We start from the raw sequence: 18965 nt of genomic DNA, 5'->3' as shown, positions 1-18965 counted from the left end.
GATGGCCCACACCGATCAGTGCGGCAGCGGCCGAGTTTCCCGCCTCCTTCCTCAGCGCGAGTAACGCTCATGATTTCGCTCTCCCGATTCAAGCCAGGCCATACGCAATCCACGGGCACGGCGAGCCTGCTCTGCTCGGCTCCGCAGCTCGGACAGCAACTCGCCGCCCTGCGCTTCAACCCGACCTACATTGCCGGCTTCGTCTCGCCGCATGTGAATCTGGATGAGGTCGCCAGGCAGGTGGCGCAGCGTTTTCCGCAGGCAACGGTCAGCCTGTGCACTACCGCGGGCGAGCTGTCGAGCGAAGGCCAGCGGCTTTATTGTGCGACCGGCGCGCAATGGGATCGGGTGGTGTTGCAGCTGTTCGACGCCAGCGTCATCGCCGCTGCCGAGATCGTCCGTGTGCCGCTGGAGTGCGAGGACATCCGTGGCCAGGGTCAGCGGCTGTCGATGGGCGAGCGCATCGCGCGCCTCACGGCGTCGATCAAGCGGGTGCAGGTGTCGATGAAGATTGATTACCGCGACACCTTGGCGAATATCTTCTTTGACGGCCTGTCCGCTTCGGAGTCCTTCTTCATGGAAGCGCTGTACGAGTCCGGTCGCTTCCCCTGCCTGTTCGTCGGCGGCTCGGCCGGTGGCAAGCTGGATTTTCAGAAGACCCAGCTGCACGACGGCAAACGCAGCTACCAGAACCACGCGCTGATCGTCTTTCTCAAGTGCGCGCGGGACGTACGCTTCGGCGTGTTCAAGAGCCAGAACTTCGAACCGACGCCACTCAGCCTGAGCGTACTCAGCGCTTCCCTGGAAGACCGCTACATCAGCCAGGTGGTCGACGCTCGCGGCAACATCCGCACCATGGTCCAGGCGCTGTGCGAGGCGCTCAAATGCGCGCCGCAGGAGCTGGAGCAGCGGCTCTCGGACTACTCCTTCGCCATTCGCGTCGGCGAGGAAGTGTTCGTCCGCTCGATCTCGCAGATCGACTTCACCAACGAACGCGTCCACCTTTTCTGCGACGTCGCGCCCGGCGAGGAGCTGATCATGGTCAAGCGCACGCCGCTGGCCGAAACCACCCGCCGCGACTATCAACGATTCATGCAGAACAAGCCCGGCAAGCCGTTGGTGGGCATCCTCAACGACTGCATCTTGCGCCGGCTGAACAACGAGCAGGCACTGGGCGGCATGGACCCGGTGTTCGATGACGTACCGGTGGCCGGTTACTCGACCTTCGGCGAGATTCTCGGCCTCAACCTCAATCAGACGCTGACCGCTGTGTTTTTCTTTCGCACCAACGGCAAGGACGAATTTCACGACGAGTACACCGACAACTTCATCGCTTATCACGGTGAGTTCAAAGCGTTCTTCCTGCGCCGACAGATCAAGAAGCTAACCGGCCTCAGCCAGGTGGTGGTCAAGCAGATCGAGCAGTTCAAGCGCCAGGATTACAGCAGCGCCGTGGACGTCAGCGGGCTGGATGAGCACATCCGGCCGGTGTTCCGCGGCCTGGCCGACCTTGGCCAGGTGCTGTCCCAGGCTGATCATGAACGGCACTCGATGTCCGAGCAGCTGAGCCAGTGCGCCAACGAGCTGCACGGGTCGATGGACGACCTGACGCTGAACATCAATCAGCAGGGCACCGTCATTGAACAGGCCGGCAGCTCGGTCAAACAGATGGTCCACCAGGCCGACGAGGTGGTCAGCAGCGCCCGCGACTTGGCGCAGTCCAGTCAGCGCATCCAGTCGGTGGTGCAGACAATCCAGCAGATCGCCGGGCAGACCAACCTGTTAGCGCTCAATGCGGCGATCGAGGCGGCGCGCGCCGGTGATATGGGCCGCGGTTTTGCGGTGGTGGCCGACGAGGTACGTAAGCTGGCCGAGATCACCGGCAAGAACGCCGAGGAAATCGGCACCGACATCGACCGTCTGGCCAGCGAGATTCGCGCGGTGGCGCAACACATCGAGACGCAATCGGCTGGTGTCGGCTCGCTGACCGGGCTGCTCGACGCACTGGAGAACTCGAGCAACCTAACCGCCGGCACCTCACGCCAGACCAAGGGCGTCGCCGACCGGCTGATCGGCCTGACCGCGCGCTAAGGCTCTTCGCCAATGGCTAACGCGTCAGCCGCGCGCGAACCTCGGCGTAGGGATAAGCCTCCAGCGAGGCGAAGCCTGGGATCTGGCGCGCCTTGAGCTTGGTGAACACCGGCACGCTGATGCCGCAGAGAAAACGCGTCAGGCATTCGGCGCTGGGCGCACCGCCCTTCAGCTGCGTAAAACGCTGACTGAATTCGGCGCAGCGGGCGTCGAGGGCGACGTCGTTGAGCGGTGCCAGCGCCGGTGGCTCAGGAAGTTGCGCAACCTGCCCGCGACAGACCGAGCAATGGCCACACCTTTGCGGCGCCTGCTGGTCCCCGAAATAGGCCGCCAACCGCTGGCTCAGGCATTCGCTGGATTCGAACAGCGCCAGCATGTTGTCGATGCGGGTGATCTCGCTCGCTTCTTGCTGCTTGAAGTATTCATGCAGTTCGATGCTCAAGCCCTCTGCGTCGAAGTCTGGATCGAGCAGCGCATAGACGTCGGTCATCTGCTTGCTCTCCAGCTCGATCCAGCCTTTTTCCTGGAAGTACTCCAGGGCCTTTACCACCCGTCCACGGTCCGCACCGTGCTGCTGGTAGAGCGCATCGAAATCCAGCGTGCACCAGGTCCGCGCCCGTGCCGAGCTGTGCACGATGGCCTCGACGAACTGCCGCCGCTCGCCTTCGAATTTCGCCACCAGCACCTCGGGTTCGAGCAGGTACTTGAAGCGGTACTCGGCGAAATAGGCGAAGCGTGGCGCGATGATGCCGCGCAGCTCCAACTGCACCAGCAGGGTTTTCAGCGGCAACTGGCGGATGTTGCTCTGGTCCGACAGCTGGTTGAGCATCAACTCCCATTGCCCGCCAGCGCCTGCCTGACGCAATTCATCGAGTACGCAGCGGATGCCATCGATCTCCGGTGTGTCGCCATAGACGAAATTCTGCAGCACGCTGAGGCTGTCCCGGTTGGCCAGCACCAGGCAATCCGATGGCTTGCCATCGCGGCCGGCACGGCCGATCTCCTGGCTGTAGTTCTCCACCGACTTGGGCAGGTCGTAGTGCACCACGTTGCGGATGTCCGATTTGTCGATGCCCATACCAAAGGCAATGGTGGCAACGATGCAGTTCAGCTCGCCGGCCATGAAGCGTCGCTGGATGGACTCACGCAACTCGTGGGCCATGCCGGCGTGGTAGGCGCTGGCCGGGAAGCCGCGCTGCGCCAGATGCTCGGCAACCTGCTCGGCCGTCTTCTGCTGGGTGACGTAGACGATGGTCGGCTGACCACTCTTGTCGGCCAGCCATTCCACCAGCCGGCGCTGCTTGTTAAAGCCGCTGACCGGCTCCACCAACAGATTGAGATTGGGCCGGTAGAAGCCGGTAGTCACCACATCATCCGCGGCGATGGCGAACTTGCTCTGCATATCGGCAATCACGGGCGGTGTCGCCGTGGCGGTCAGCAGCAGCACCTGCGGGATATTGAATTGGCGCTGGTAGTCGGGAAGCTTGAGGTAATCCGGGCGAAAGTTGTGCCCCCACTCGGAAATGCAATGCGCCTCATCGACGACCAGCAACGAGATCGGCACTTGGCTGATGAAGTTACGGAAGCGTTCGTTCTTGAGCCGCTCCACCGAAATCATCAGGATTTTCAGTTCGCCGGACTTGGCTCGGGCCATGGTGTCGCTGGCCTGCTCGCGGCTCTGCGCCGAGTCGATGCTGGCTGCGGCGATGCCGTGCCGATGCAGGAAAGCTAGCTGGTCCTGCATAAGCGCCAACAGCGGCGAAACGACCAAGGTGAGATGAGGCAATAGCAGCGCCGGCAGCTGATAACACAAGGACTTGCCCGACCCGGTGGGAAAGATAGCGGCCGCCGAGCGCCCGGCCACCACAGCGCGAATGGCCTGATCCTGGCCGGGACGAAAGCCGTCGTAGCCGAAAGTCTGCTTGAGGGTCTGTTCGATCATGCGGAGTCACTCCTTTGACTGGAGGCCGGAGGGTAGCAAAAGGAGGGAGACGGTACTGCAAAGCGGCGGGAGGGTAACGGTCAGCCGTCTGGAAAGCGTATCGAGCCGGCCCTCCAGAAAGGCAGAGGACAGGCAACAAGCGAAACGGCCAGGCATTTCAGTCAATCGGCTGGATTGGCATCGGCAATTATCGTTAGCAAGCTAGCAAGTTTTACGATCGTCGGGCTCCTGAAAACAAGCATAAGCGCCGCTGGATCAGGTGATCCCGCCCCGCGAACAGGAACGGACCTACAGACCAGAAACAGGATTTCCTGCCATGCGCGTTACCCTTGCTACAGCTGCCTTGCTTCTTTCAGCCGCCTCGCTTGCCCATGCCAACAGCAGCGAACCCGAGCCTTACACCTATGGCACCCGACTCGATATTGCTTCGGTGGTCTCCATCAAGATTCAGCCAACGCCCTATTGCGAAGTGACAGATGCTGTCATGACCTATCGGGATCCTTCAGGGGAAGTCCGCAAGCTCGCCTACCGAACCCTGGCCGACAGCTGCAAGAACCAGAACTAAGCAGCAGAAGTTCGAGACAAGCAACCGCCGATCCGCCTTCAGGCCGATCGGCGCACTTCTTCAGTGGGGCGTGGATTTGCCCAGGGCAATCAGAAACGATCGCGAATGATGACCTCTTCCAGCGGAAGCTTGCCAATGCGCGGCTTGGGGTCAGCCGCTCGCTTGCCCACAGCGACCATCATGGCGATGACGTGGTTGTCCGGCAGGTTGATCAGCTTGGCCACCGCGTCGAAGTCGAAACCGTCCATAGGGCACGAGTCCAGCCCTTTCCCACGCGCGGCCAGCATCAGCGTCTGCGCCATCAGACCACAGCTGCGCATGGCCTCGTCACGCTGCACCTGCGGCTTGCCGCGGTAGTAGTTGTCGATGGCGCCGGCCATGTAATCCTGCACTTCGCTCGGCGCGCCTTCCCAAACGCGGCGGACATTCTTTTCCCAGCTGTCGAGCTGCGCGCAGACCACCACCAGCATCGAGGCGTCGGTCATTTGTGCCTGGTTCCAGCCCACCTCGCGGATCTGCGCGCGCAGTGCCGGGTCGCTGACTTCGACGAAACGTACGTGCTGCAGGTTGAAGGCAGACGGCGCGAGCAATGCTATCTGCAGCAGTTCGTCCTTTTCTTCACGGCTGAGTTGAAAGCTGGCGTCGTAGGCTTTGACGGCGCGACGAGTCTGGATGGCTTCTTCGATCTGCATGGCGTAGCTCCAATGGGGTGTAAACGTGGCCGCTATGCTATGCCCGGGCATCCATCGAATCCATCCGCCTCGGCTGATGGAATCTATCGGCTCGCCCGATCTGTGGAGGTCCTAGTCCCACGAAAGCGGGCCTCAGGCGGCGGAAGGGTGCCGACGCTTGCAGGCGCAACAGAGCGCGGTTTCTTCCATCTACCAAGCCTGTTCGACTCATATGAGCGCCCACGAAAAAGCCGCCCGAGGGCGGCTTTTTGTCAGGCTGATGCGCTGCGATTTACAGCTGCGGGCCAGCGGCCTTGATGGCGTCGGAGACGTCGAACTTCTTGAAGTTCTCGATGAACTTGTTCGCCAGCTCCTTCGCCGCTTCGTCGTAGGCGTTGCCGTCGGACCAGGTGTTGCGCGGGTTGAGCAGCTGGGTGTCGACACCGGCAACGGCCTTCGGCACGTCGAGGTTGATGATCGGCAGGTGCTCGGTTTCGGCACCGATCAGCGCGCCGCTCTGGATCGCTGCAATCACCGCACGGGTGGTCGGGATGTTGAAACGCTTGCCGACACCGTAACCACCGCCAGTCCAGCCGGTGTTGACCAGATAGACCTTGGAGCCGAACGCTTGGATGCGTTTGATCAGCAGCTCGGCGTAGACACCGGCCGGACGCGGGAAAAATGGCGCGCCGAAGCAGGTGGAAAAGGTCGACTTGATGCCGCTGCCCGAGCCCATTTCGGTGGAGCCGACCAGCGCGGTGTAGCCAGAAAGGAAGTGGTAGGCCGCCTGCTCTTCATTGAGGATCGAGACGGGCGGTAGAACGCCGGTCAGGTCGCAGGTCAGGAAGATCACCGCGTTCGGCTCGCCACCGAGGTTCTTCTCGGAGCGCTTCTCAACGTACTCCAGCGGGTAAGCGGCGCGGCTGTTCTGGGTCAGGCTATCGTCGGTGTAATCAGCGACGCGCTCGTCGTTGAGTACGACGTTTTCCAGCACGGTCCCGAACTGGATGGCTTTCCAGATTACCGGCTCGTTCTTCTCGGACAGGTCGATGCACTTGGCGTAGCAACCGCCTTCAATGTTGAACACCACGCCGGTGCCCCAACCGTGCTCGTCGTCGCCGATCAGGTGGCGTGACTCGTCGGCCGAGAGGGTGGTCTTGCCGGTGCCGGACAGACCGAAGAACAGGGTGACATCGCCATCATCGCCAATGTTCGCCGCGCAGTGCATCGGCAGCACGTCCACTTCCGGCAGCAGGTAGTTCTGCACTGAGAACATGGCCTTCTTCATTTCACCGGCGTAACGCATGCCCGCGATCAGGACCTTCTTCTGGGCGAAGTTGATGATCACGCAACCGTCGGAATTGGTGCCGTCGCGCTCAGGTGAGCATTCGAAGTTGGCAACGTTAAGCACTTGCCATTCGTCTTTCCCGGCTGGGTTGTACTGCTCGGGATTGATGAACAACTGGCGACCGAAGAGGTTCTGCCAAGCCGTCGCGGTGGACATCTTGACTGGCAGGTAGTGGCCTTCGGAAGAACCTACATGAACGTGGGAAACGAAGTGATCCTGAGCCTTGTTGAAGGCCTCGACGCGATCCCACAGGGCGTCGAACTTGTCGGCGGGGAACGGACGGTTGATCGGGCCCCACGCAATGGAATCCTTGGTGCTGGGCTCTTCGACGATGAAGCGATCAGCTGGCGAACGACCGGTCCGATGGCCGGTTTTCACGACGAGCGCGCCATTGGCGGCCAATTCACCCTCACCGCGCTGGATGGCTTCTTCAATCAGTTGAGCGGTGCTGATATCGATGTACACGGCGTTAGTGGCTTGCGTCATGAGTTTCCCGTCGGCCTTGGGCCGAATCCTCCATGCTGTTGTAGCCCACGGAACAGTGGACTACACCGAAAAAAAGTGCGCGCGATTATGACAGAAATGACGCTGCGCTGGGTATGAGGGCGTAATGGCGAAAAGGTTCTACGCCCCCTCCCTTTTAATGGCGCGTGCCGGAGGGTCCTGCGGTTCCGGCGCCAGCGAACAGCTGGGCAATATCGGCCGCGTCGAAGCGGTAGCTGTGGTTGCAAAACTGGCAATCGATGGTGATGGCCCCGCCCTGCTCTGCCAATAGCTGCTCAGCATCCTGGTGACCAAGGCTGATCACCGCGTTGGCCGAGCGCTCACGTGAGCAACTGCAGCGGAACACGATTGCGCGTGGCTCGAACAGGCGAACCTGCTCTTCGTGATAGAGGCGATGCAGTACCGTCTGGGTGTCGAGACCGAGCAACTCCTCGGCGGACAAGGTATCGGCCAGGGTGCGCAGGTGCTGCCAGCTGGCTTCGCGCTCTTCGCCGTCACGGATGCGATCGGCCGGGAGCTGCTGCAGCAACATGCCGCAGGCACGACGGCCGTCGGCAGCGAGCCAGAAGCGCGTCGGCAATTGCTCGGAGGAGGCGAAATAGTTGGACAGGCTATCGGCCAAGGTCACGCCATCCAGCGCAACGATGCCCTGATAACGCTGCCCGTTGGCCGGGTCGATGGTCATCGCCAGGACGCCGTCGGGCATCAGCTCCGAAAAGGTCGCATCAGCGGACAGCAGCGACTCGTCATAACGGGCAATTCCGCGGACTTCCCGGTCGCTGGAACATTCGACCATCAGCAGCGGCACCGCGCCGGAAGAACGCGCCTGCAGCACCATCAAGCCGTCGAACTTCAGGGTGCCGACCAGCAAGGCAGCTGCCGCGAGGAGTTCACCGAGCAGTTGAGCGACCGGCTCCGGATAATTGTGCTTGGCCAGCACCTCGGCGTAGCTGCGTTCAAGCCCGACCCACTCGCCGCGCACGTCGGTGTCATCGAAAAGGAAACGCTGGGTGTAATCGGAATCGAGCATGGGCATGACCAGAGCAGGTGGCGATCAGAGCGGTAAGGGATGCGAGACTCGGCGAGCCTTTGCGTCTTTACCGGCGCCTGAGAGAAGGGACCGCATTCTAGGGCGAAAGTGGCGACCGTCCAACCGGCGGCATTCAACCTGCGTCCGAGCGAAAGCGCTGCAAGGCGCGACGTTGCTTCTTGCTCGGCTTGCCATCGGTTTCCACGCCCAGGCTGCCGGACTTACGCATGGCTGCGGCGTTTTCGCGGCGAACCAGGCTTTCGGCGGTTTCGGAATAGAGCAGCTGTGCTTCCGGCGCGCCCTTGCGTACCGCTGACAGCGCCTGGATGACCACGGTGCGCTCATCGAAGCCGAGCCTAATCACCAGCTCTTCGCCAATCTTGGGCTCCTTGCTCGGCTTGCACCGCTCGCCGCGGCAGTGAACCTTGCCGCCCTCGATGGCCGCCTTTGCCAGGGCCCGTGTCTTAAAGAACCGTGCCGCCCATAACCACTTGTCCAAACGGACCTTGCCGTCGTCTTTCTCGCTCATTGTTCAACTCTGTTTGTCGTTACGTTGTCATAGGGTCACAAGACGGGTGCGGTTGTCATGCGCCCTGTCTAGAATGCGCGGAAATCTACTGGATACGCTTTTTGAACAATCCCGACCTCCAGACAATCATCGGTTTGCGCGAATGGATCGCCTTGCCTGAGCTCGGCGTGGTCGGTCTGCGCGCGAAGATCGATACTGGCGCCAGCACCTCGGCCCTGCATGCCACAGACATCAGCGAATTCGAACGCGAAGGCAAGCGCTGGGTTCGATTCACTGCTCATCTGGGCACCCTGGTGCAGCGTCGTCACCGCTGCGAAGCGCCGCTGGTCACCCGCAAAATCATCAAGAGCTCCAACGGGCACGTGCAAACTCGCTACGTCGTCCGAACGCTGCTCGCGCTGGGCGATCATCTATGGCCCGTGGAATTTACCCTTACCTGCCGCAAGACCATGCGCTATCGCCTCCTGCTTGGGTCAAAAGCCTTGATGGACGGCAAATGGCTGGTCGACCCTGCACGCACTTACGTGCAGGAAAAACCCCAGACCCTTACCTCTCCCGGTGCCCAATGAAAATCGCCGTGCTGTCGCGCAACCCTCGTTTATATTCGACCCGCCGCCTTGTGGAGGCTGGCCAGCAACGCGGCCATGAGGTCGTGGTAATCGATACCCTGCGCGCGTACATGAACATCGCCAGCCACAAGCCACAGATTCACTACCGCGGCCGTCCGCTCGAGGGCTTCGATGCGGTGATTCCGCGGATCGGCGCCTCGGTCACTTTTTATGGCTGCGCCGTGCTGCGCCAGTTCGAGATGCAGGGTGTTTTCCCGCTTAACGAATCAGTGGCGATCGCCCGTTCGCGCGACAAGTTGCGCTCTTTGCAATTGCTCTCGCGTCGCGGCATCGGCCTGCCGGTGACCGGCTTTGCGCACTCACCGGATGACATCGCCGACCTGATCCAGATGGTCAACGGCGCACCACTGGTGATCAAGGTGCTCGAAGGCACCCAGGGAATCGGCGTGGTCATGTGCGAAACCGCCACGGCGGCCGAGTCGGTGATCGAGGCCTTCATGGGCCTCAAGCAGGACATCATGGTTCAGGAATACATCAAGGAAGCCGGCGGCGCGGACATCCGCTGCTTCGTTGTCGGCGACAAGGTGATCGCCGCCATGAAGCGCCAGGCCAAGCCCGGCGAATTCCGTTCCAACCTGCACCGCGGCGGCACCGCCAGCCTGATCAAGATCACCCCGGAAGAACGCATGACCGCCATCCGCGCGGCCAAGGTAATGGGCCTCAGCGTGGCCGGCGTCGATATCCTGCGCTCCAACCACGGCCCGCTGGTGATGGAAGTGAATTCCTCGCCGGGCTTGGCGGGCATCGAGGAAACCACTGGCAAGGACGTTGCCGGGCTGATCATCCAGTACCTGGAAAAGAACGCCGGCCCCCACCTGACACGGACCAAAGGCAAGGGTTGAGTGGCGCCCTGCGAAGCGCAGCAACGCCCCTCAGTGTTTCGTTCCGTTCTGCTGCACCGCCGCACGCGGTAGCAGCAGACCCAGCGGCAAGCTGACCCTGGCCTCCAGCCCGCCACCATCACGATTGCGCAGCTCCACCACCCCGCCGTGCTGCGAAGCGATACGTTTGACGATCGCCAATCCCAGTCCAGCGCCCTGCCCACCGCGGGCGCGGTCGCCACGGATAAACGGATTGAATATCTCCCCCAGCTCGCTCGGATCGATCCCCGCTCCTCGATCCAGCACGCTCAACGCCACATAGGGCGCACTGCTGTCTCCGGACACATAGGCTGCGACCTCGACACCATGGCCGCCATAACGCAGCGCATTCTCGATCAGGTTGACCAGCAAACGCTTGATCGACACGCGTCGCAACGCCAGCTCTGGCATCGGCTCGACGCACAACCGCACAGTGTCGCCGTACTGGTTATAGGGCGCGACGACTTCACGAACCAGCTCGCCGAGGTCGACGCTCTCCACCGGCTCGTCGCTGCCGTCGCGAACGAAGGCGAGAAACTGGTCGAGGATGGCATTCATGTCCTCGATATCACGAACCATGTCTTCGGTGAGTTCGGCATCGCTGGACATCAGTTCGAGCGACAGCCGCAGGCGGGTCAGCGGGGTGCGCAGGTCGTGAGAGACACCTGCCAGCATCAGCTCCCGCTCGCGTCCGGCCTGTTCGACGTCCTCGGCCATCTGATTGAAGGCACGGTAGACCTCGGTCATTTCGCTCGGTGTATCGCTGATGGGCAGCCGCACGCTGCGGCCCTTGCCGATCTGCCGCGCCGCATAGACAAGTCGCTTGAGTGGCAGGTTGAGCTGGCTGACGAAAATCCAGGCCGCCGCAGTGGACAACAAACCGATGCCGAGGAACCAGCCGAGCACGCTCCAGATCCGCTGTCCGCGCAGCGGGTAGGCGTACAGCGGCACCTGCAGCCAGTCAGGTCCGAGGCGCGGTGCACGCACCCAGATCGCCGTGTCAGGCTGAATGCGCACCCGCACCTCCGTACCCTCACCGAGTTCCGTCTGCATCTGCCGCTGGAAGATCTCCGTGTAAGGCCAGTGATATTCGCTCGGCGGCACATCCTCCGCGCTAACCCGCTGCACCCCGGCAGCCTCGGCAATACGTTCGCGGTTCTGCTCGTCAGCCGCCCAGTAAGCGCGAAGCGTCAACGCGGCGCCGTGGCTGTACTGCCGATCGACCATGACGTCCTCGTTCATCATCAGGTACACCAGCATCAGTACCTTGGAGAAGAGGACGACGATCAGCACCATCCAAAGGGTGCGGGCGAAGAAGCTTTGCGGGAACCAGAGCGGGGTTTTCATAAACAAGCCGATTTTGACCGCGGGAGGCTGGACCAAGAGGCCAGCGATGTGGGGTTTCACAGTGAAGACTGGGTCGGACGCTGCTTCGCTTTAGCCAACCGAGTCGGACAAGGGTGGTGGGCTAAAGCCCACCCTGGGAGACTGATGACTCACAACGTGATCCGCAAGCCATCCAGTGTTGCAGCCTGAGAAAAGCACTGCACCCCAATCGGGCTCAGCGCCGCCAGCATGAGCCGGCTGCTATTTGTTGCCATCGGGCACGAACACATAGCCAACGCCCCAAACGGTCTGGATATAACGCGGCTTGGATGGGTCCGGCTCGATCAGCCGGCGCAGGCGGGAAATCTGCACATCGATGGAACGTTCGAGCGCATCCCACTCGCGACCGCGGGCCAGGTTCATCAGCTTGTCGCGGGTCAGTGGCTCGCGAGCGTGCTGCACCAGCGCCTTGAGCACGGCGAATTCACCGGTGGTGAGCATGTGCACCTGATCGCCCTTCTTCAGCTCACGGGTGCCGAGGAACAATTCGTAGTCACCAAAGGTGACGGTCTCGTCTTCGCTGCCCGGCGCGCCTGGCACCTGTGGCGCCTGACGGCGAAGCACCGCACGAATCCGCGCCAGCAACTCACGAGGGTTGAAGGGCTTGGCCAGATAATCGTCGGCGCCCTGCTCCAGTCCCTGAATCCGGCTCGCCTCGTCGCCCTTGGCAGTGAGCATGATGATCGGAATCTGATTGCCGCCGGTGCGCAGCCGGTTACAGGCCGACAGGCCGTCCTCGCCCGGCATCATCAGGTCCAGCACTACGAGATGAAACAGCTCGCGGCTAAGCAGACGGTCCATCTGCTCGGCACTTTCCACCGTCCGAACGCGGTAACCCTGCTCATCGAGAAAGCGCTCGAGCAAGCGCCGCAGACGGGCGTCATCGTCAACAATCAGGATCTTTTCGCCTTCGTTGGCAGGTGCGGTGCTGCTCATGAGAACTCCCGGAATGATCGACGGCGCATTATGCGCGCAGTGAAGTAAACGCAACTGACAGCCATTGTTAGCAGATTTTGCGGTGCCTGGCCGAGGGCCAAAAGAATGAGTCGGTGCGCCTGGCCCGGGTTTTTCGTCCGGCTTGCGGCCTCAAATGCTCTGCTGCCCTTATAATCGCGCCCTTTCGCGCAGGCACGGCCTGCATGGTTTGACTGACCCAGGTAGGTTCATGGACAGCATCAACTCCCGCATCGCCGCAGAACTGGGCGTGCGCCCGCAACAGGTTGCCGCCACCGTGGCGCTGCTCGACGAAGGCTCCACCGTGCCTTTCATCGCCCGATACCGCAAGGAAGTCACCGGCAGCCTCGACGACACTCAGCTGCGCATGCTCGAGGAACGCTTGCGCTATATGCGCGAGCTGGATGACCGTCGCGCGTCGATCCTTGCCAGTATCGAGGAACAGGGCAAGCTCACGCCCGAGCTGAAGCGCGAGATTGACCTTGCCGACACCAAGACCCGTCTCGAAGACCTTTACCTGCCCTACAAGCAGAAGCGCCGTACCAAGGGCCAGATCGCCCTGGAAGCCGGTCTCGGCGAATTGGCCGACGCGATCTTTGCCGATCCCGAGCTCAATCCTGAAAGCGAGGCCGCCCGCTTCGTCGATGCCGAGAAAGGCTTCGCTGACGTCAAGGCGGTACTCGAAGGCGCCAAGTACATCCTTATGGAGCGCTTCGCCGAAGATGCCAACCTGCTGGCCAAGCTGCGCGACTTCCTCAGCCACAACGCCACCCTGAGTGCGCGCCTGGTGCCGGGCAAGGAGCACGAAGGAGCCAAGTTCAGTGATTATTTCGAGCATGACGAGCCGCTCAAGAGCGCCCCGTCGCACCGCGCACTGGCGATCTTCCGTGGTCGCAACGAAGGTGTGCTCAGCGTCAGCCTGAAGGTCGGAGACGAGGCGCCGGGCACCATGCACCCGGGCGAAGTCATGATCGGCGAGCGCTTCGGTATCTCCAACCGCGGACGCGCAGCGGACAAGTGGCTCGGCGAAGTGGTGCGCTGGACCTGGAAGGTAAAGCTCTACACGCACCTGGAAACCGACCTGCTCGGCGAGCTGCGCGAAAAAGCCGAGGACGACGCCATCGGCGTTTTCGCCCGTAACATGCATGACCTGCTGCTGGCCGCCCCCGCTGGCCCACGCGCTACCCTGGGCCTCGACCCGGGCCTGCGTACCGGCTGCAAAGTCGCGGTGGTCGATGCCACCGGCAAGTTGCTCGATACCGCCACCGTTTATCCGCATGCACCTCGCAACGACTGGGACGGCACACTGGCCGTGCTGGCCAAGCTCTGCGCCAAGCATGCTGTAGACCTGATCGCCATTGGCAACGGCACAGCCAGCCGCGAAACGGACAAGCTCGCCGCCGACCTGATCAAGCAGGTACCAGGCCTCAAGCTGACCAAGGTCATGGTCTCCGAAGCCGGCGCTTCGGTTTACTCGGCCTCGGAACTGGCCGCCAAGGAATTCCCGGATCTGGACGTTTCGATTCGCGGCGCCGTATCCATCGCGCGCCGCCTGCAAGACCCGTTGGCCGAACTGGTGAAGATCGAACCGAAAGCCATCGGCGTCGGCCAGTACCAGCACGACGTTTCCCAGCTCAAGCTGGCACGCTCGCTGGATGCAGTGGTCGAGGACTGCGTGAACGCCGTCGGCGTGGACGTCAACACCGCCTCGGTGGCGCTGCTGGCGCGCATCTCCGGCCTCAACACCACCCTGGCGCAAAACATCGTCGCCTACCGTGACGCCAACGGCGCGTTCAAGGCGCGCAGCGAGCTGAAAAAGGTGCCGCGGCTGGGTGACAAGACTTTCGAGCAGGCCGCGGGCTTTCTCCGTGTGATGAATGGCAGCAACCCGCTGGACGCCTCGGCGGTGCACCCCGAGACCTACCCGCTGGTCAAGCGCATCGCCACCGACACCGGCCGCGATATCCGCTCGTTGATCGGCGACTCGGCCTTCCTCAAGCGCCTCGATCCCAAGCAATTCACTGATGAGAGCTTCGGTCTGGTCACCGTCAGCGACATTCTTCAGGAGCTGGAAAAGCCCGGCCGCGATCCGCGCCCCGAGTTCAAAACGGCCGAGTTCCAGGATGGCGTGGAAAAGCTGAGCGATCTGACCCCTGGCATGGTGCTCGAAGGTGTGGTCACCAACGTGACCAACTTCGGTGCCTTCGTCGACATCGGCGTGCATCAGGATGGCCTGGTGCACATCTCGGCGCTGTCGGAGAAGTTCGTCAAGGACCCCTACGAAGTAGTCAAGGCCGGCGACATCGTCAAGGTAAAGGTCATGGAAGTGGATATCCCGCGCAAACGCGTCGGCCTGTCCATGCGCATGAGTGACACCCCCGGCGAAAAGCCGGAAAACATGCGCGGCGGCGGCAACAACCGCAGCGGACAGGGTCGCGGCGAGCGCGCGTCCGCTAAGCCGGAGACCAAACCGGCGCCGGCCAACAACGCCATGGCGGCGCTGTTTGCCAATGCCAAGAACCTGAGGAAATAAGGTGCGTGAAGCCGAGTCAGTGGGAAGCAGCAGCGCTTTCGGGCGCCTGCTGGGCCTTGAGATTGTCGAGGTCGCAAATGGAGAAGCGCTGCTGCGTCTGGCCATGCATGATGGCTTGCGCAACCTGCACGGCAAGCTGCACGGCGGCGCGCTGTTCTCGCTGATCGACACGGCCATGGGCCAGGCCAGCCACAGCCTCAACAACGGCGAACCAAACAGCGTGACCCTGGAGTGCAAGGTCAACTACATTCGCCCGGTGACCGAAGGCGAGCTGACCTGCCGCGCCTGGGTGGTGCATGGCGGCCGGCGAACCCAGGTGATCGAAGCTGACGTCCACCAGGGTGAAAAACTGATAGCCAAGGCTCAAGCGACCTTTTCGGTCATGTGAGTCAATGGGTCGCAGCCCAGGACCAGCTTGCGACTCACTCATCGATTCCGCGCTGAGCCCGCTGTCGCCCGGGAAGAGCGCTGGCGGAGCCGGCCCCTTGCCTGGCCTCGTCACGCGGCCCAGCGCAATCCGAAAGACCGAGCGCCCCGCGAATAGAGCAGGAACCGCCCTGCGCTGGAAACGCTCTGTAGCGGTGCGCGGTCCAACGCTGACGGCCTCTTGTAGAGCGTAAGATCCACCCCCATATTGTGCCGACTGATGCGTGAAGGAATTCCCAATTGAGCGATCTTCTCTCCCACCGCCTGGCGTTGCTGGCCGAGCACCACAACCTGTCGCTGCTCTCGCAATGCCTGCATGGGATCGAGCGTGAATGCCTGCGCGTCGATAACGATGGTCAACTGGCGCTGACGCCGCACCCGCGGGCGCTGGGTTCGGCGCTGACGCATCCGAAGATCACCACGGATTATTCCGAAGCGCTGCTGGAATTCATCACCGGCACCGAAACCGATCCGCAGAAGACGCTCACTGAGCTGGACGCCATTCATCGGTACACCTACAGCAAGCTGGGCGACGAATTCCTCTGGAGCCCTTCAATGCCGGGCCAGCTGCCGGCAGAGCCACAGATTCCGATTGCCGAATACGGCAGCTCCAACATCGGCCGGCTCAAGTATGTGTACCGCCAGGGCCTGGCCCTTCGGTACGGCAAAACCATGCAGTGCATCGCCGGCATTCACTACAACTTCTCGCTTCCGGAAGCGTTGTGGGCGACGTTGCAGGCCGATGATGGGGACAAGCGATCCGCGCAGGAGTACCAGTCTTCTCGCTACATCGCGCTGATCCGCAACTTCCGCCGCTACAGCTGGCTGCTGATGTATCTGTTCGGCGCTTCGCCAGCTCTGGACGCCAGCTTCATGCGAGGCCGCTCGCACCAGCTCCAGCAGCTCGACGACGACACCCTCTATCTGCCCTACGCTACCAGCCTGCGCATGAGCGATCTGGGCTATCAGAGCAATGCCCAGGCCGGGCTCACGCCTTGTTATGACGACCTGCCGAGCTACACCACCAGCCTGCACAAGGCGGTATCGACGCCCTACCCCGAGTACGCGGCGCTGGGTACCAAGGACGCGGAAGGCAACTGGCAGCAGCTGAACACCAACGTCCTGCAGATCGAGAACGAGTACTACTCGAACATCCGCCCCAAGCGCGTCACGGGCACCGGCGAACGCCCGTTGCACGCCTTGCGCGCGCGCGGCATTCAGTACATCGAAGTGCGCTGCCTGGACATCAACCCATTCCTGCCGCTGGGCATCGACCTCCAGGAAGCACGTTTCCTCGACGCCTTCCTGCTGTTCTGCACCTTGCAGGAGAGCCCCTGCCTGGTCGAAGGCGAATGCCGCGCCAGCAATGACAATTTCCTCAAGGTAGTCAAGGAAGGCCGCAAGCCCGGTCTGGAACTGCGCCGCCGCGGCGAGAGCATCAGCCTTCAGGACTGGGCGAGTGAGTTGCTCGGGGAAATCAGCAAGGTCGCTGCAATACTGGACCGCAGTCATGGCGGCGACGCGCACGTCGAGGCACTTTCTGCACAACAGGCGAAGGTTGCAGACAGCAGCCTGACACCATCAGCCCAGGTACTCGAAGCGCTACGCGCCCACGATGAGAGCTTCAGCCAGTTTGCGCTGCGCCAGACGCGCCTGCACGCCGAGCATTTCCGCGCACAACCACTGACGGCAGCGGATATGGCCTGGTTCGATCAGACCGCTAAGCAATCCCTGGCGCAACAAGCCACCATGGAAGCCGAAGACACGCTGGATTTCGACAGCTTCGTCGAAGACTATCAGCGCAGCCTGACGAGCCTGAACGCGCCGTAAACCGTAGTTACGGCGACCGGTAGACGCGCCAGCTCCACGGCTGGCGAGTCAAATCGGGCCATCGCGGCTTTGCTTGAACCTTCTCCTCTTTTTATTGGCTCTCAGGTTCTGCCCCGGCAGCAGGGTGGGCTTTAGCCCACCGCTTGCCTCTCAATCGCCCTATGCCTCGTCTGTTGTACGCCGGCACTCACTTTGGTGGGCTGAAGCCCACCCTACCGTCCCCCATAGCTGCCGCTTGCAGCCGTGGGGGGACAACAAACGAGCCCAAACACCAGAACAGCTAAAGCGCCTTTTCGAAAATCTTCGAGTTGCGCTGGAAGTTGTACAGCGAGGCACGCGCCGCCGGTAACCGCTCGACGCCACTGGGCTCGAAGCCACGCTCACGGAACCAGTGCGCGGTGCGGGTGGTGAGCACGAACAGAGTTTTCAAGCCCAGCCTGCGCGCCCGGGCTTCGATGCGCTCAAGCAGTTCGTCGCCGCGCCCGCCGTGGCGGTATTCGGGATTCACCGCCAGACACGCCAATTCACCGGAATCCGAATCAGCGATGGGATAGAGCGCTGCGCAGGCGATGATCAGGCCGTCGCGCTCGACGATGCTGAATTGCTCCACTTCGCGCTCCAACACCTCGCGCGAGCGGCGCACCAGGATGCCCTGCTCTTCCAGCGGCGTGATCAGATCGATAAGGCCGCCGACGTCTTCGATGGTCGCCTCACGCAGCTGTTCGAACTGCTCCTGGGTCACCAGCGTGCCGTCGCCGCCGTCACGGGTGAACAGCTCGTTGAGCAGAGAGCCGTCCTCGGCGTAGCTGATGACGTGGCTGCGCCGCACGCCGCCCTTGCAGGCCTGGGCGGCGGCGTCGAGCAATTCGGCCTGGTAAGTGCCGACGAGGCGCTCAAGATAGGCCGGAATCTGCGGCGGCCGCAGTTCGCGTACCAGCCTGCCGCTTTCGTCGCGCAGGCCCCGCTCGGCCCCGTAAAGCACCAGCTTGTCGGCCTGCAGATCGATGGCAGCGCGCGTGGCGATGTCTTCACAGGCGATATTGAAAATCTCCCCGGTGGGCGAATAACCCAGCGGTGACAGCAGCACGATGGTGCGCTCGTCCAGCAAACGACCGATTCCCTTGCGATCGACCCGGCGCACTTCACCGGTGTGGTGATAGTCGACGCCATCGAGCACACCGATTGGCCGGGCTGTAACGAAGTTGCCACTGGCCACGCGCAATCGCGCTCCCTGCATCGGCGATGCGGCCATGTCCATCGACAGCCGCGCTTCGAGGGCAATGCGCATGTGCCCGACTGCATCAATCACGCACTCCAGCGTCGCTGAATCGGTGATGCGCAGGTCACGGTAGAAGCGCGGCTCGATACCCCGCGCAGCGAGCCGCTCTTCGATCTGCGGGCGCGAGCCAAACGCCAGCACCAGCCGCACGCCAAGGCTGTGCAACAGCACCAGGTCGTGGACAATGTTGGCGAAGTTGGGGTGTTCCAGGCCATCGCCGGGCAGCATGACCACGAAGGTGCGGTCACGATGGGAATTGATATAGGGGGATGAATCGCGCAGCCAAGTGACATAGTTGTGCATTGCAGAAGCCTTCAGGTAGCAGCTTTTTCAGTCCGGGAGCCGGGTCAAGGAACGGGTTGCATGGAGCAGATTCACCTCGCGATCA

Annotated in this window: 15 protein-coding genes; 7 read left to right on the top strand and 8 right to left on the bottom strand. The window is 62.2% G+C overall.

The genetic code is table 11. The features are described from left to right. The first annotated feature begins 69 nt into the window (after nt 1-69). Complete coding sequence (locus NA619_RS08165; protein WP_255961305.1) at nt 70-2091, top strand: FIST N-terminal domain-containing protein; 2022 nt, start codon at nt 70-72, stop codon at nt 2089-2091. 16 nt (nt 2092-2107) lie between these two features. Here NA619_RS08165 and NA619_RS08160 read toward each other — a convergent pair whose 3' ends face one another. Continuing rightward, the gene (locus NA619_RS08160; RefSeq protein ID WP_255961303.1) at nt 2108-4033 is read right to left on the bottom strand and encodes a RecQ family ATP-dependent DNA helicase; all 1926 of its coding nucleotides are present in this window, start codon (nt 4031-4033) and stop codon (nt 2108-2110) included. Nucleotides 4034-4349: 316 nt separating this feature from the next. On the opposite strand from NA619_RS08160, the gene NA619_RS08155 reads away from it, so the two are divergent. Then, nucleotides 4350-4598: a DUF2790 domain-containing protein gene (locus tag NA619_RS08155; RefSeq protein ID WP_255961302.1), complete on the top strand. Its 249-nt coding sequence runs from the start codon at nt 4350-4352 to the stop codon at nt 4596-4598. An 89-nt stretch (nt 4599-4687) separates the two neighbouring features. Here NA619_RS08155 and NA619_RS08150 read toward each other — a convergent pair whose 3' ends face one another. The 4 genes from NA619_RS08150 to NA619_RS08135 all read right to left on the bottom strand — a co-directional run bounded on the left by NA619_RS08150 (nt 4688) and on the right by NA619_RS08135 (nt 8680). Continuing rightward, nucleotides 4688-5290, bottom strand: a complete 603-nt coding sequence (locus tag NA619_RS08150; protein WP_255961301.1) for a nitroreductase family protein — start codon at nt 5288-5290, stop codon at nt 4688-4690. Between the two features lie 271 nt (nt 5291-5561). Then, entirely contained in the window at nt 5562-7103 is a 1542-nt protein-coding gene (locus NA619_RS08145) for a phosphoenolpyruvate carboxykinase (protein WP_255961297.1), read from the bottom strand. Nucleotides 7104-7257: 154 nt separating this feature from the next. Continuing rightward, nucleotides 7258-8151, bottom strand: a complete 894-nt coding sequence (gene hslO / locus NA619_RS08140; protein WP_255961295.1) for an Hsp33 family molecular chaperone HslO — start codon at nt 8149-8151, stop codon at nt 7258-7260. A gap of 133 nt (nt 8152-8284) precedes the next feature. Next, a complete protein-coding gene (locus NA619_RS08135; protein ID WP_255961294.1) occupies nt 8285-8680 on the bottom strand; it encodes an RNA-binding S4 domain-containing protein in 396 nt (131 codons plus the stop codon). Nucleotides 8681-8781: 101 nt separating this feature from the next. Here NA619_RS08135 and NA619_RS08130 point away from each other — a divergent pair, with 101 nt between their 5' ends. Together NA619_RS08130 and rimK are read left to right on the top strand one after the other, a co-directional pair. Then, nucleotides 8782-9249 carry an ATP-dependent zinc protease gene (locus NA619_RS08130; protein WP_255961292.1) on the top strand — a complete coding sequence of 156 codons (468 nt, stop codon included), beginning with the start codon at nt 8782-8784 and terminating at the stop codon, nt 9247-9249. Then, nucleotides 9246-10151: a 30S ribosomal protein S6--L-glutamate ligase gene (gene rimK / locus NA619_RS08125; RefSeq protein WP_019340871.1), complete on the top strand. Its 906-nt coding sequence runs from the start codon at nt 9246-9248 to the stop codon at nt 10149-10151. The genes NA619_RS08130 and rimK overlap by 4 nt, the downstream gene beginning before the upstream one ends. Nucleotides 10152-10181: 30 nt before the next feature. On the opposite strand, the gene NA619_RS08120 is transcribed toward rimK, so the two are convergent. Beyond that, nucleotides 10182-11516: an ATP-binding protein gene (locus tag NA619_RS08120; protein ID WP_255961290.1), complete on the bottom strand. Its 1335-nt coding sequence runs from the start codon at nt 11514-11516 to the stop codon at nt 10182-10184. A 240-nt stretch (nt 11517-11756) separates the two neighbouring features. After that, on the bottom strand, nt 11757-12491 hold the full coding sequence (gene ompR / locus NA619_RS08115; RefSeq protein WP_064480944.1) for a two-component system response regulator OmpR: 735 nt from the start codon (nt 12489-12491) through the stop codon (nt 11757-11759). A gap of 229 nt (nt 12492-12720) precedes the next feature. On the opposite strand from ompR, the gene NA619_RS08110 reads away from it, so the two are divergent. From NA619_RS08110 to gshA, 3 genes are all read left to right on the top strand, one after another. Then, a complete protein-coding gene (locus NA619_RS08110) occupies nt 12721-15042 on the top strand; it encodes a Tex family protein (RefSeq protein ID WP_255961282.1) in 2322 nt (773 codons plus the stop codon). 1 nt (nt 15043) lies between these two features. Beyond that, complete coding sequence (locus NA619_RS08105; protein WP_255961281.1) at nt 15044-15430, top strand: PaaI family thioesterase; 387 nt, start codon at nt 15044-15046, stop codon at nt 15428-15430. A gap of 278 nt (nt 15431-15708) precedes the next feature. Next, nucleotides 15709-17298: a glutamate--cysteine ligase gene (gene gshA / locus NA619_RS08100; protein WP_255961280.1), complete on the top strand. Its 1590-nt coding sequence runs from the start codon at nt 15709-15711 to the stop codon at nt 17296-17298. A 280-nt stretch (nt 17299-17578) separates the two neighbouring features. On the opposite strand, the gene argA is transcribed toward gshA, so the two are convergent. After that, entirely contained in the window at nt 17579-18880 is a 1302-nt protein-coding gene (gene argA / locus NA619_RS08095) for an amino-acid N-acetyltransferase (RefSeq protein WP_255961277.1), read from the bottom strand. Between the last annotated feature and the right edge of the window lie 85 nt (nt 18881-18965).

It is taken from the genome of Stutzerimonas stutzeri (assembly GCF_024448895.1).
In the GTDB taxonomy this organism is placed as follows: domain Bacteria; phylum Pseudomonadota; class Gammaproteobacteria; order Pseudomonadales; family Pseudomonadaceae; genus Stutzerimonas; species Stutzerimonas stutzeri_Q.
The sequence above is the reverse complement of the archived record's forward strand: the minus strand, read 5'-3'. Positions and strand labels throughout refer to the sequence as shown.